Below are 12,703 nucleotides of genomic sequence, written 5' to 3' on the forward strand. Positions count from 1 at the left end.
AAAAGCTTTATTTTCACCCGATAAAATACCCATAAAACAAGAGGAAGCTCATTTGAGCTTCCTCTTGTGAAAAATTGTGGGACAGCAATGGCCTAGGCGCTCTTTTTATTTCTTGTTCGACCTTATATTTCCATAAACCTGCAACTTCGTAGTTGCTGCTGTTCTCTTTCACATATTAAAAAAACCATTTAACAAAAAAAATAATATAAATATTCAATTACATCAGAAAAAAAAATATGATCAGCGTTCAAATATCAATAAAGGAAATAACAATGCTAAAAATGTATAAGCTGAGCTACTATATCTTTCCGCTCATGCTGGGCTTTTTATCAATGGACACTATTGCGGCAATCAATGTTTATGGTCCAGGTGGGCCAGCACCAGCGATGCATGAAGCAGCGAAACAATTTAAAAATAAGACAGGGATAGATGTCCATGTAACCGCTGGTCCTACTTCACAATGGGCCGACAAAGCCAAACTCGATGCCGACGTCATCTATAGCGGTTCGGAAGCCATGATGTCAGATTTTGAAAGCGTATTTGCCGATAAAATCGTAAAGGACTCAATTGAGCCACTCTACTTACGCCCTGCCGCCATTTTAGTCAGAAAAGGTAATCCCAAACATATTCAAGGGTTTAAAGACCTAAGCAAACCAAACACTAAAGTTTTGGTCATCCATGGCGCAGGCCAAGTGGGCATGTGGGAAGATATTGCGGGTAGAACGGGTAATATTCAGCTCACAAAATCCTTCCGTAAAAATATCGCCATGTATGCACCCAATACAGGCGCAGCGAAAAAAGCATGGGAAGCGGACAGCAGTTATGATGCATGGTTGGTGTTTAATATTTGGGGAGTCAGTAATCCAGACATTGGGCAAATTATTCCGATCGAACCTGAACTGGTGATTTACCGTGATGCAGGTGTTGCACTGACTCAGCACAGTCTAAAAAATCCTGAAGCAAAAAGTTTTGTTACGTTTTTAAGTTCTCCACAAGGCCATGCGATTTTTAAACAGTTTGGTTGGAATAAATGAGTGCTTAATTTTAATCTTTGATCCACATTCGAGATCAGTTTCCAAGCTTAAAAAATCGAACTTTTAATAAGCAAATTAGACATAAAAAAGAGCGCCACGGCGCTCTTGATTGAAGAAAATAAACTACTGAACCTCGGCCAAAAGCGCCTGTGCTGCCATTTTTCCCAAGGTATTCGATGCCAAAGGACTATCTCCTGTAATTAACTTACGGTCTTGAATACACTGTCCCGACATCTCTTTATTGACCACTTCGACACCCAACTTTTCTAAGCGATCTGCCAGCAACCATGGTAATTCCCCCGGCATATAACCAATGTCTAAGTTTGCCCCTTGGTCGAGTGCATCGGGGAACACACACATTTTATAGCCTTTAAAAATATAGTTTTCAGGTGCTTCATTAACCGCAGCTGCCAATAAACCTGCTGGCCCATGACACAGCGAAATGACAAATTTATCTTTTGCCACCGCCCACTTCAGTAAGGTTTTTAAGTCTTCACTGTCAGGTAGACCAATTAAAGCACCATGCCCACCAGGAATAAGAACAGCCAAATAGGGAGAGTCATCACCTAAACTGTTTTTCAGTACATCTGCCAGTTTTAGGGGTTTCTTAAATTGGGCTAAGTATTTTTGGAATGTTGCAGGCACGACAGCATCTTCATGGGGCATCGCCCACATTTCAAGTTTAACTGGATTGCCGGATAACGTAGCAATATCAATGTCAAAGCCCGCACGGTCTAAATGATACATAGGCAGTAAAGTTTCTACAGGATGGTTGCCTGTGGAGAAGAACTTGCCATTTTTCATCAGTAAATAACGCTCATCACTTGCGACCATCAAAACTTTTTTATGCCCAATATAGGGTGTTGGATAGTCGGTTCCATCGAAGTCGGTTTTACTGGCGGTGTATTGGGAAAGTGAATAAGGCGATGGAAAAAATGCATTATCTTCAGCTAAATCAGGGCTTGGATTACGGTCTTGGCTGGTCTGTGCCATGCTGATTCTCCTTTATTATTGCTTGGTTATTTTCAGTTTTACGAAACCTAGAGTTCTGTACCACAGCTCATTTATTCAGCATAACAAAGTTTCAACGTGGCTCTGTTTTAAGATGTAAATATAAGCTTACCTGTATGACAAGATAAAATTTAGATAATAAAAAACCCCGACATCCTGTCGGGGTTTTTCGTATTAAGTGCTGAGGTATGACTCCTGTCGTACCTTCGTCCTTGAGCTGATCTTTATTGTTATTCTATTGGAGCATCCTGCTCTCTATGGTTCTATATTAAAAAAATCACATGCAGACGTATAGGCGAAAAAAGCGGGAATTGATGTAAGCGAATTCGTACAAATGAATCAACCCTATTCATTATCGGCTGAATCAAAAAGGGCTGACCATTTAAAGTCTGATGATTATTAACTCGCTTAATTTTACACGCAGGTATTCTTTTAGACTTTATGTTTTAATTCTTGTGTATTTTAGCTGGGTTTAATCCTGATGAGAAAGCAATATCATTTTAGAAAAGTTGAAAACGATACCTATATTTGGGATGTCGATCGCTTGGTCGAAATCACTCAATCTTTTCAAGTCAGACAAGTTCCGCTATCAGACATCAAGGAATTAGACGAAGCTTATTGGTATCCAGATACTCACCCCACCACTCAAGACATTATTGCGCATATGCAACTCATTCTAGAGGCTGATTTAGCTTATCCCATCATTTTATGTGCTCAAGGCCGATTAATGGATGGTATGCACAGAGTTGCAAAAGCAAAGATTTTAGGCAAGGCGTCCATTTCTGCGGTTCAATTTGATACAAATCCGCAACCTGACTTTATCAATATCCATGAAGATGATCTGATCTATGATGAAGAGTTAATAAATTAAAAAACAATTGAAATCAATCTCATATTGATAAAAAAGCTCAGAACTGAAGTCTGAGCTTTTTTGAATAGACTATTACATCAAAGTCTTACTTCACCACTTCTATCACAGGCATTGAATATTTACCCTCTTGCATGACTTTACTTGGGCCATACATTCTTAAAATGATATAGCTGTCTTTATTTGGAATCGGTAGAAAGTTTGAATTGTTGGCATTGGCTTTTTCATCAGAACTTAATTCTATGGTGTACAGACCATCTGCACCCGCTTTAAGTGTACGGTCACCACGACTATGACGATTCATTTCGTTATGCGCCATCAATCGGTTGTCAGAACCATAAACGGTAAATGACCAGAATTGACTGACTTCTGGTGCTTTAAAACGCATTTGGTATTTCTTACCATTCGAACCATTAATCTTTTGACCATCGGAACCGATGTCTGCTTTTAGATATACGGTTTCATCTGCAGGTAAACCCCATTGACCTAAATATGTCCCCATATCAAATAAATCACGGGCACCCTCACTCAATTGCTCACGTGTACCAAGCAGGTTACGTGAGTGGGTCAATTTCGGCACAAGATCTCTAATATGCTGCATCCCAAGCTTTTCACCCACTTGAGCGGCTGCAAGCTGTTCTTGAGTCAATTTATAGTTACATGGGACAATACCCATCACTTTGTATTGGCTAATCCATTTCTGATCGGCTTCAGCCATGGTGCCTTCACAGAGCATAAAGTTTACACGTTCTAACCATGAAGTTTTTGCTGGATCTAAATATGTTCTTTCCTTTTGCTTTGGTCCAGCCACACCTAAATACTCAGATAAAGTCCGGATATTCCATTGATCCATATAATTTAGGGCTTTTTTCTCATCTTCTTTATTGGTCGCCATAATACGACCCATCATTTTCTGCAAATCAGAATCTACATAAATCACTTCATCTACGCTAGATGGTACTGTGCCTTTCCATGCTTTTGAAGCAAACATAAAACGACCACCTTTAGTACCACGCGTTCTAGCACCAATCATGGCAGTCGTGTAGTGTCCCATGTCCATGGTATGTAAAATCCAGTAACGCCCCTGTCAAAGTCTGGAATACTGACAATCACAGGTTCCGCCCCAACATCTAACCACCCCATTAAATGTAACGTGTCATTGTTAATGGTTGGGTGAGCGGTATAAGTATCATCCGCGAGTTGGCGAATATTTTGGAACCGATTTAATGGAGTGTTAGTTTCAAACGTTGTTTTATAAAAATATTTATAGGCTTCATCAATAGAGTAGCCATAAAGATAAGCATCTTCAGCAACTTGATCTGGAATCGCTGCATTCGACGTAGAGCCTACCGCTCCAAGCATTATGAGTGATAATAGTCCTATTTTTTTCATATTATTCCCTTAGTATTATAAATGACTAGGTACTTTTATCCTTTTTAATATTCTTTTTCACCACTCAAATGAATGGTTGTTAAACCTAAATTGAAAGATTCTTTATACAAGGTTCTATCATTTCTTCTAAATCCAGTCTTTGCCATTTTCTTCTGTTAAACCAAGAGTCTTTATTATTAAGCTTTTGATTCCATAGAAAAAGGCATATTCATTCCCTGTATACCGACGAATAAATATGCCTTATTAAAAGGTAGCTTACTTAAAAAACTTAGATAAATTCTTCCAACACTGAGTTTAAAAATACATGCCCTTGCCCGGTACACGCTAAACGCGTGGCATCATCCACCATTAATTTTCGACTGCGTAGTGAGTCTAACGTTTCAGCCAAACGATCCAGATTCAAACCTGTCCGCTGCGCATAATATTCAGCCGCCACGCCTGTATTTAAACGCAAAGCATTCATCATAAACTCAAATGGAAGTTCGTCGGCTTCAATCCGCTTAAACTGCACATGCTCCGCAGGGACTTTAGCCAAATAGTCTTTAGGTAAACGAGTTTTCTGGAAACGATAGACCCCATCTGGCTGGGTCACTTTGGCATGTGCACCTGCCCCAATCGCCAAGTAGTCGCCAAACTGCCAGTAATTCAAATTATGTGCGGAAGGTTGCTCTTTACGCCATGCCGAAACTTCATAATTGATAAAACCCTGCGCTTTTAAATAAGCTTCACCTTGGGCTTGAATCTCTTCAAGCACATCGTCCACAGGTAAGACAGGCTTGGTTCTAAAGAACACGGTATTCGGTTCAATCGTGAGTTGATACCATGAAATATGCGTTGCACCATTGCCCACGGCAAGCTTCAAATCCAGTAGAGCTTGCTCTAAAGTCTGTTCAGGTAAACCGTGCATCAGGTCGACATTAATACGTTTAAAACCTGCATCACGCGCAAGGCCAATCGCAGAAATCGCATCGGCGTTACTGTGAATTCGTCCCAACTTGGTTAAATGTTCGGTATTAAAACTTTGCACCCCGATCGACAAGCGATTGATACCTGCCACCAAATAATCGGCAAAAGGGTCATGTTCGACTGTACCTGGATTGGCTTCTAAGGTAATTTCACAATCCGCCTCAAAAGGCAGTAGTGCTTTTAACTGGGCAAATAACCATTGATATCCTTGTGCCGAAATCAAAGACGGCGTTCCGCCGCCAATAAACACACTATGAATGTGACGCCCTTGAGCAAACTCAAGCTGAGTTTTAAAGTCCTCAACCAAAGCATGTAAATATTCTTGCTCTAAATCTAAAGACAACTTGCCATCTGGCACCGCATGCGAGTTAAAATCGCAATAGGGACACTTACGCACACACCACGGCATGTGAATATATAAAGACAACGGAATATTTGCAGGATGTAAATCAGTCAAGGAAGAGACTCTAAAGCACAGCGGTAATCTTGCATATTTTAACATGACTGCATCAAGACACTTATGAAATCTGTGTCTATTTGGATTAGACTGATAAAAAGACAAGAAGAATGAATGGTTTAAAATGATGAAAATATCGAGCCACTTGCTGTTTATGCTACCACTGGCCTTTGGTATTGGCATTGCTATGACTTTTCAAACGGCGTTGAATACACAGCTCAGAGAATATTTTTACTCTCCACTACAAGCCGCATTGTTATCCTTCTTCATTGGAACCTGCGTTTTAGCACTTTTGGTTGTACTCCAACCTGTGGACAAACCACAGTTACATGATTTTTCCAATATTCCTTGGTACTTATGGCTCGGTGGCTGCTTAGGGGTTTATGCCATCAGTATAAGCATCTATACTGCGCCTAAATTAGGCTTTCTCACGTTTTCAGGTTTGGTTATTTTTGGACAAATCCTGACCTCCGTGATTTTTGACCACTATGGTCTACTTGGTACCGAAAAAACGCCTGTAAATTGGCAGCGTTTACTTGGTGGCGTCGTAATTTTTATTGGTGTGCTTCTCACTTTACAACGCTGAATTTATTTAGACCAAGCACATGATGAATATGAGTAATTTTTGTGTCGACTACAAATAAAATCACGTCCCATCGTTTCGAATTAAAAAAGTTATTGGTGTTAATGCTGCCCATCCTGATCACGCAGTTTTCTCAAGCGGGTCTCGGGTTAATTGATACCATCATGGCGGGACATTTATCTCCTACCGATTTAGCCTCGATTGCCGTCGGTGTCGGTTTATGGATACCGATCATGTTGCTATTCAGCGGCATCATGATTGCGACAACACCATTGGTGGCAGAAGCCAATGGCGCACGCACCCCTGAAAAAATCGCCACCATTGCCCGCCAATCCCTTTGGGTGGCCTTTATTTTGGGAAGCATTGCGGGTTTAATTTTACAAAGCATGCCGCTATTACTGCCACTCATGGGTGTACCTGCAAACTTACTGCCGAAAGCCAGCCTATTTTTACATGCCATTGGCTTTGGCATGCCTGCGGTGACTATGTATGCAGCACTGCGTGGATACTCAGAAGCGCTCGGCCACCCACGTCCTGTCACTGTCATTAGCTTAGTGGCCTTGGTCCTTTTGGTTCCCTTGAACTTTGTCTTTATGTATGGTTTTGGCCCGATTCCAGCCCTCGGTTCGGCAGGCTGCGGATTTGCCACTGCGATTTTACAGTGGATCATGTTTTTCACCTTAGCCACTTACATTTTTAAAGCCTCGGCGTATCAAAAAACTCAAGTGTTTAGCACTTGGGAGAAGATGGATCGCTACTGGATCGAACGTATTTTAAAACTTGGTTTACCTATTGGCTTAGCTATTTTCTTCGAAGTCAGTATTTTTAGTACCGCTGCGATTATTCTCAGCCCATTGGGTGAAACCATTGTGGCAGCTCATCAGATTGCAATGTCGGTCACCTCTCAGTTGTTTATGATTCCGATGTCCCTTGCCATCGCCCTGACTATTCGTGTCGGGACTTACTATGGTGAAAAAAACTGGATCGCGATGCGCAAGGTACAAAAGCTTGGACTGGCTACAGGCACGGTTTTGGCGCTGATGACCATGCTGCTGATTGCACTGTTTCGTCCTGAAATTGTGGCGATTTATACCTCGGATCACGAAGTATCAGAAGTTGCGATGTATTTACTATTATTTGCACTTGCCTATCAGCTGATGGACGCTTGGCAAATTAGTGCCGCAGGCTGTTTACGCGGCATGCAAGATACCAAAGGCCCAATGTGGATTACCATGGTTGCCTATTGGATCGTGGCTTTCCCAGTCAGTATCTATTTAGCGCGCTACACCAACATAGGTGCAGCAGGTGTTTGGATTGGACTGATTGTCGGTTTAAGCGTGGCATGTGTCCTGCTCTTGCTCCGACTTTATAACAACAATAAACGTCTCAGGCAGGACTATCCATAAGTCATGCATGGCATGGAATATGAAGGAGCCAGACTCTTCTCCTATTCCAGTTTTTCTACTGTTGTGCCAAAGCGTCTTTCAGACCTTGTGGCACTTCACTCTCATCCTCAACGTCTTTAACCACCACCTGCCCAACGATCACCTCACTGCCATTAAAGGTCATGGTGGGTGAACCATACAGGCTATAGCCTTCATTCAGTGCTTTGGTGACGCGCGCACAAAAATGCACATCGTCCTTGCCTGTAAAATAACGATAAACTTTCATTTATTTCTTACTCAAAATTTTTCGCACAGTGTAACGCGATTTTTAAATGCAGCGACATCTTGTGTGTAATTCACTCAATTGACCACTATTATTTAAATAGAAACATCAGCTTAACAATTTAAAGTAGGCAGTTTTGCATTTGTCGCCTATGATCAAATCTGAGATGTAATAAGATGCCCCGAGGAATATCGCATGGCAAATACGACTCGTACGCCCGGTCGTCGCTTTATGAAACTTGCCAGCATGACGGCAAGTATCGCAACCAAGACTGTGACCAATTCAATTAAAAACTTCAATGCCGATGAAGATAAAAAAAATGCGGCGCGCAGTCAGCTTTTTCAGGACATTGGACTTCAAATTGCAGACACCTTAGGTGAAATGAAAGGTGCCGTGATGAAAGTCGGGCAAATTGCATCTCAATACAAAGATATTTTTCCGCCTGAAGTGGCACGTGCAATTAGTAAATTACAACGCCAAGCGCCTGCGATGCCTTTTCAAGAGATCAAAGCTCAAGTGGAAAAAGAACTGGGCAAACCGCTCAATCAAATTTTTACCACCTTTGATGAACAACCCTTTGCCGCAGCCTCCATTGGCCAAGTGCATAAAGCTACTTTACCGAGTAGTGAGCAAGTTGTAGTTAAAGTTCAATATCCGGGCGTAGAAGAAGCCTGTGAAAGTGACTTAAAACAGGTCCGTTTAGCACTACGCTTGATGGGTGTACTTAAAATTGACCGTAAGCTGCAAGATCAACTCTTTAAAGAAATTCAGGACAGTTTAGACAACGAACTAAACTATCAAATAGAAGCCCAAAACTTAGAGGTCGCAAGAACCTTTCATCAAGCTTTAGACCCTAAAATTATTATTCCTCAAGTCTATAAAGACTATTCAAGCCGCCATATTTTAACCTTAAGCTTAGAGCACGGCGAAAGCATTGAAACTGCCAGTACATGGTCACAAGACACACGCAATGAACTGGGGCGTCGTTTATTTCGTGCCATTGGCCGTGAGATTTTCTTCTTAAAACGTTTCCACTGCGACCCCCATCCGGGCAACTTTGCCTTCCGAGAAGATGGTAGCGTGATCGTATATGACTACGGCGGTGTAAAAACTCTATCGACTGAAATCGTGATGCATTTTAAGCAGCTGATTCAAGCAGCGCGCGACAGTGATATCTTGGTCATGGAACAGCAACTGACTGCTTTGCACTCGATGTCTGAGCAAGGCAAGTTCCCTGCCGAACTGTATGAAGCATGGTTAGAAGTGCTCATGCGTCCACTGACCACTTTGTATGACTTTGCTGAAAACTCAGCACATCATGATGGTATTGAACTGGTCAAACCATCGCTAAAATACTGGGATGTGTTTAAACCCTCACCCGATACACTAATGGTCAATCGAACAGTCTCAGGACATTATTGGAACCTGATTCATCTCAAAGTACACGACAACCTCAATGATCTATTTGAAGAGTTGGTCCCGCCTCCTGCCTAAATAAAGACTGTGGGCACAATAAAATCGCTACAACTCAACAAACCCAGTTACATAAAGTCACTGGGTTTATTTTGACTTCCCAATTGTTATATTATAACATTTCAAAATAATACATTTAAGGAGAAGTCTATGCGTGCCAATATTCATCCAGAGTATCGTGAAGTCCTGTTCCACGACACCAATGCCGACGCGTTTTTCGTGATCGGCAGTACCTTAGAAAGTCATCAAACTCGTGAGCATGAAGGCAAGACCTATCCTTACGTCAGTTTAGATATCTCAAGTGCTTCACATCCGTTTTATACGGGCGAACAACGTCAAACCAGTAATGAAGGTCGTGTTGCAAGTTTCAATAAACGTTTCGCGCGTTTCAAACGCTCACAATAATTTCATTTTTCTTTAAGCTATACGCGTTATAGTAAATATATCAAGAAGCCTAAGACCTCCTCCAGCTTAGGCTTCTTTTTTATGCGTTCTTTTCTGGTTCCTATTTTGACCAGCGTTTTTCTTAATGTTTAAACAAACTATCCAAGAGATAAAATCCGATCCCAAGCACGATGACGCCCACCACTAAACTCGACAGTGCATAACTCAAAGCCAGCACTGTTTGTCCCTGTCTAAATAACTGAAAAGTTTCGAGGCCAAAACTCGAAAATGTCGTAAAACCGCCCAATATGCCCACCATCAAAAATAAACGTGCTTCTTGTTGCAGTACTGGAAACTTCTGGCTAAAAGCAAAGAAAATACCCGCAGCAAAACAACCGATGATGTTGATCCACCATGTCGGCCATGGAAAACTCATACTCGGTTTAAACAACCATAATCCTGCACCGTAGCGTAAACAGGCCCCTATTCCGCCCCCCATTGCCACCAAGATCCAATTCATTGACCTATCCTATTCTTTACAAAATGCGGTATGGATAAGTCCGAAGTTATCCACAGCTTATCAACTATAATGCTATTAAACCTGAATCAATCCTCGCACTTCAAGGTTTTTTAACATCGGTTGTTGATCCTTACATATCTTCTTGTCTCACTCTCAAAAGTGAACTTCAGCATTCAAACTCACACATGCTTTACATGGGATATTGAACCCAGCATCGCCGAATATCTTTACTTCACCCTAGTGCGCTCTATGACCAATACAACATAGATTCACAAAATCACTAGCACCGGTTCTTCATGCAAAACAGAAGGTTTTCTCTCAGGCAAAAACTCCCAAACATGCAATTTTTGGGTATGATGTGGACATAAATTTAGTCGGAAATAGACGCATGGCACAAGTACTATTGGCTCAGCTTGAAGCGGGCGAAGCAAAATTTTCAGATGTATTGGCTTTTATTGAAGCAGCCTATACACATACACCAACTGCATTTAAAAATGGTTTGCAGCACAATGCGGCAACTGAAAACCAAGGTAGCGCAAAAGTGTTTTCGTTTGCACAACTTCAAGGTCTCGATCAAATGCAAACTTTAAGCCTATTTGCAGAACACTATGCTTCCGTTTTAGCCACACCTGATGAAACAGATCATCAAAATATTCGTCAGTTCATGTTGAATGGATGGAATGGTATTGAATTTGAGGGTACGGCATTAACTGCAAAATAAAGATAAAAAACCACGTTCAAGTAACTTGAACGTGGTTTTAAACAAATACAATATTAATTTTATTATCAGACATTTATAAACACTATTAACATTGATACACCTATAAGCATCCACAGATTTGACCAATAGGTTTCACGTGGAGCAAGACTTCATATGGCTATTCATCGCCTAGAAAACATTAAAACAGCACGCTGAAGTAACTCAGCGCTACTTCCACATTACCCCTTTACCCGTTCGATCCATTGGATTGAGCTGACCCGAAATACTTCACATGCTCCATCGCCCGTATCGGTCGGGGTTAAGGATGAGGTCCAGACCATATCTTTGTCTTTAATTTCAACCAACTCACCTTTTAAACGGACCAAATCACCACGTTTCACGTGTTTAATTTGTTTAGCAATTTCAGGGTTGGCTGGAATGATGTGCATATTTGACACCATTTGCATGGCTTGCTCGGCAGGCACAGGCAAACGATCAATTTTCCAGTTGAGATAACGGTCGTATTGATTCACGGTAATATGGCGTGCAATTTCAGGTTCAGCAAATAAGCCCCAACTTACGGCGTAGTCAATCGGAGAGAATTTAGCTTGTGCATCATCCGAATACATTTTAGAACCTAAAATTCGAAAATCACCTTTAAACGGTTTCAATACCGAAATCGATTGATCTTTAGAGGTCGGCGCTAAACCTTTGGCAATGTTGTAATCCACAGTGGCACTTGCACTGATGGGCAACAGCAAACTGCTGAGTAAACTGAGCAGGATAAATTTAGATTTCATTGCAAACCTCATTCCCATCGACCTAGGAAAATATGAACCAATTTTCATCTTAGTCCAGTTTCCTGAAAAGAAGCTTATGAACTTAGTAACATTGTGAACGAATTATGCAGTCTACTTTTAGCCACAGCACTTTTCAGTTAGGCTAGAGCTGAAGAACAGAGCCCCAAAAATAATCATGCTTTATAAATACTATCAACAACATATCTTTCCACATGTCCTGAATCAGGTCATGCAAGTACCAAGTTTAATGGACAAGCGCCGCGAACTGCTTTTGCCAATTCAGGGAGAGGTATTGGAAATTGGTTTTGGTACAGGGCTGAATCTACCCTTTTATCAAAATGTCGATAATGTCTTTGCCCTTGAACCCAGTCCTGAAATTTATCATTTGGCTTTAGAGCGGGTACAAGCAGCAGCATTTGAAGTGCATCATGTACAAGCCCGTGCGGAAAACCTGCCTTTTGCTGACCAGAGCCTTGAGCATGTGGTCAGTACATGGACATTGTGTAGTATTGCTGAGCTAGAACTGGCTTTGGCGGAAATATTACGCGTGCTCAAACCGGGTGGCACCTTACATGTGGTCGAACATGTATTAAATACAAATAACCTTTATATTCAGCGTCTACAACACTTACTCACACCTGTGCAAAAGCGTTTAGCCGATGGTTGCCATCTCAATCGAAACATTGAACCGGCCTTAAAAGCAGCAGGTTTTAATTTGATAGAACAACACTACTTTTATGCCGAAGGTATTCCGAAACTCGGACAACTGATGTTTTTTGCACGTGCTCAAAAGCTACATTCAAGCGATGGGTCATGATAATCATGTAGAAGACATCTGCTCTATATC

At 41.4% G+C, this 12,703-nt stretch carries 15 protein-coding genes; 8 read left to right on the forward strand and 7 right to left on the reverse strand.

Annotation, left to right across the window (positions count from 1 at the left end):
- The first annotated feature begins 272 nt into the window (after positions 1 to 272).
- Positions 273 to 1,034 carry a substrate-binding domain-containing protein gene (locus AXW61_RS03090; protein WP_062032278.1) on the forward strand — a complete coding sequence of 254 codons (762 nt, stop codon included), beginning with the start codon at positions 273 to 275 and terminating at the stop codon, positions 1,032 to 1,034.
- Positions 1,035 to 1,157: 123 nt separating this feature from the next.
- Here AXW61_RS03090 and hchA read toward each other — a convergent pair whose 3' ends face one another.
- Positions 1,158 to 2,027, reverse strand: coding sequence for a glyoxalase III HchA (gene hchA, locus AXW61_RS03095; protein ID WP_062032281.1), 870 nt, complete (start codon positions 2,025 to 2,027; stop codon positions 1,158 to 1,160).
- A 499-nt stretch (positions 2,028 to 2,526) separates the two neighbouring features.
- On the opposite strand from hchA, the gene AXW61_RS03100 reads away from it, so the two are divergent.
- Positions 2,527 to 2,916, forward strand: a complete 390-nt coding sequence (locus AXW61_RS03100) for a hypothetical protein (RefSeq protein ID WP_062032284.1) — start codon at positions 2,527 to 2,529, stop codon at positions 2,914 to 2,916.
- 85 nt (positions 2,917 to 3,001) lie between these two features.
- Here the strand turns inward: AXW61_RS03100 and AXW61_RS03105 are convergent, their stop codons facing one another.
- The 3 genes from AXW61_RS03105 to hemW form a co-directional block, all read right to left on the reverse strand.
- Entirely contained in the window at positions 3,002 to 3,973 is a 972-nt protein-coding gene (locus AXW61_RS03105; protein ID WP_240487430.1) for a DUF1214 domain-containing protein, read from the reverse strand.
- Entirely contained in the window at positions 3,943 to 4,275 is a 333-nt protein-coding gene (locus AXW61_RS17735; protein ID WP_240487431.1) for a DUF1254 domain-containing protein, read from the reverse strand. The genes AXW61_RS03105 and AXW61_RS17735 overlap by 31 nt, the downstream gene beginning before the upstream one ends.
- Before the next feature lie 298 nt (positions 4,276 to 4,573).
- A complete protein-coding gene (hemW, locus tag AXW61_RS03110; RefSeq protein WP_062032287.1) occupies positions 4,574 to 5,728 on the reverse strand; it encodes a radical SAM family heme chaperone HemW in 1,155 nt (384 codons plus the stop codon).
- 124 nt (positions 5,729 to 5,852) lie between these two features.
- Here hemW and AXW61_RS03115 point away from each other — a divergent pair, with 124 nt between their 5' ends.
- Positions 5,853 to 6,314 (forward strand): DMT family transporter, encoded by a 462-nt coding sequence (locus AXW61_RS03115; protein WP_035326225.1) that lies wholly within the window; start codon positions 5,853 to 5,855, stop codon positions 6,312 to 6,314.
- A gap of 41 nt (positions 6,315 to 6,355) precedes the next feature.
- Positions 6,356 to 7,717 carry an MATE family efflux transporter gene (locus tag AXW61_RS03120; protein ID WP_062032289.1) on the forward strand — a complete coding sequence of 454 codons (1,362 nt, stop codon included), beginning with the start codon at positions 6,356 to 6,358 and terminating at the stop codon, positions 7,715 to 7,717.
- A 55-nt stretch (positions 7,718 to 7,772) separates the two neighbouring features.
- Here the strand turns inward: AXW61_RS03120 and AXW61_RS03125 are convergent, their stop codons facing one another.
- Entirely contained in the window at positions 7,773 to 7,982 is a 210-nt protein-coding gene (locus AXW61_RS03125) for a DUF1737 domain-containing protein (protein WP_004691402.1), read from the reverse strand.
- A 192-nt stretch (positions 7,983 to 8,174) separates the two neighbouring features.
- Between AXW61_RS03125 and AXW61_RS03130 the strand changes: the two genes are divergently transcribed.
- Together AXW61_RS03130 and AXW61_RS03135 are read left to right on the forward strand one after the other, a co-directional pair.
- On the forward strand, positions 8,175 to 9,473 hold the full coding sequence (locus AXW61_RS03130; protein ID WP_062032291.1) for an AarF/ABC1/UbiB kinase family protein: 1,299 nt from the start codon (positions 8,175 to 8,177) through the stop codon (positions 9,471 to 9,473).
- A gap of 129 nt (positions 9,474 to 9,602) precedes the next feature.
- Positions 9,603 to 9,857 carry a type B 50S ribosomal protein L31 gene (locus AXW61_RS03135; protein WP_062032294.1) on the forward strand — a complete coding sequence of 85 codons (255 nt, stop codon included), beginning with the start codon at positions 9,603 to 9,605 and terminating at the stop codon, positions 9,855 to 9,857.
- 121 nt (positions 9,858 to 9,978) lie between these two features.
- Here the strand turns inward: AXW61_RS03135 and crcB are convergent, their stop codons facing one another.
- Positions 9,979 to 10,356, reverse strand: a complete 378-nt coding sequence (gene crcB, locus AXW61_RS03140) for a fluoride efflux transporter CrcB (RefSeq protein ID WP_062032296.1) — start codon at positions 10,354 to 10,356, stop codon at positions 9,979 to 9,981.
- 388 nt (positions 10,357 to 10,744) lie between these two features.
- On the opposite strand from crcB, the gene AXW61_RS03145 reads away from it, so the two are divergent.
- Positions 10,745 to 11,077, forward strand: a complete 333-nt coding sequence (locus AXW61_RS03145; protein ID WP_062032299.1) for a HopJ type III effector protein — start codon at positions 10,745 to 10,747, stop codon at positions 11,075 to 11,077.
- A 218-nt stretch (positions 11,078 to 11,295) separates the two neighbouring features.
- On the opposite strand, the gene AXW61_RS03150 is transcribed toward AXW61_RS03145, so the two are convergent.
- Positions 11,296 to 11,856: a hypothetical protein gene (locus AXW61_RS03150; protein WP_058870379.1), complete on the reverse strand. Its 561-nt coding sequence runs from the start codon at positions 11,854 to 11,856 to the stop codon at positions 11,296 to 11,298.
- A gap of 175 nt (positions 11,857 to 12,031) precedes the next feature.
- Here AXW61_RS03150 and AXW61_RS03155 point away from each other — a divergent pair, with 175 nt between their 5' ends.
- Complete coding sequence (locus tag AXW61_RS03155) at positions 12,032 to 12,673, forward strand: class I SAM-dependent methyltransferase (RefSeq protein WP_062032302.1); 642 nt, start codon at positions 12,032 to 12,034, stop codon at positions 12,671 to 12,673.
- The last annotated feature ends 30 nt before the right edge of the window (positions 12,674 to 12,703 follow it).

The sequence above is a fragment of the Acinetobacter sp. BMW17 genome, assembly GCF_001592855.1.
Taxonomy (GTDB): domain Bacteria; phylum Pseudomonadota; class Gammaproteobacteria; order Pseudomonadales; family Moraxellaceae; genus Acinetobacter; species Acinetobacter johnsonii.

What these genes read in the sequence shown, in the direction of transcription:
- AXW61_RS03090 (WP_062032278.1), top strand. Translation starts at nt 273, where the DNA reads ATGCTAAAAATGTATAAGCTGAGCTACTATATCTTTCCGCTCATGCTG.
- AXW61_RS03100 (WP_062032284.1), top strand. Translation starts at nt 2,527, where the DNA reads ATGAGAAAGCAATATCATTTTAGAAAAGTTGAAAACGATACCTATATT.
- AXW61_RS03150 (WP_058870379.1), bottom strand. Translation starts at nt 11,856, where the DNA reads ATGAAATCTAAATTTATCCTGCTCAGTTTACTCAGCAGTTTGCTGTTG.
- AXW61_RS03115 (WP_035326225.1), top strand. Translation starts at nt 5,853, where the DNA reads ATGATGAAAATATCGAGCCACTTGCTGTTTATGCTACCACTGGCCTTT.
- hchA (WP_062032281.1), bottom strand. Translation starts at nt 2,027, where the DNA reads ATGGCACAGACCAGCCAAGACCGTAATCCAAGCCCTGATTTAGCTGAA.
- AXW61_RS03135 (WP_062032294.1), top strand. Translation starts at nt 9,603, where the DNA reads ATGCGTGCCAATATTCATCCAGAGTATCGTGAAGTCCTGTTCCACGAC.
- AXW61_RS03155 (WP_062032302.1), top strand. Translation starts at nt 12,032, where the DNA reads ATGCTTTATAAATACTATCAACAACATATCTTTCCACATGTCCTGAAT.
- AXW61_RS17735 (WP_240487431.1), bottom strand. Translation starts at nt 4,275, where the DNA reads ATGCTTGGAGCGGTAGGCTCTACGTCGAATGCAGCGATTCCAGATCAA.
- AXW61_RS03145 (WP_062032299.1), top strand. Translation starts at nt 10,745, where the DNA reads ATGGCACAAGTACTATTGGCTCAGCTTGAAGCGGGCGAAGCAAAATTT.
- crcB (WP_062032296.1), bottom strand. Translation starts at nt 10,356, where the DNA reads ATGAATTGGATCTTGGTGGCAATGGGGGGCGGAATAGGGGCCTGTTTA.
- AXW61_RS03105 (WP_240487430.1), bottom strand. Translation starts at nt 3,973, where the DNA reads ATGGACATGGGACACTACACGACTGCCATGATTGGTGCTAGAACGCGT.
- AXW61_RS03130 (WP_062032291.1), top strand. Translation starts at nt 8,175, where the DNA reads ATGGCAAATACGACTCGTACGCCCGGTCGTCGCTTTATGAAACTTGCC.
- AXW61_RS03125 (WP_004691402.1), bottom strand. Translation starts at nt 7,982, where the DNA reads ATGAAAGTTTATCGTTATTTTACAGGCAAGGACGATGTGCATTTTTGT.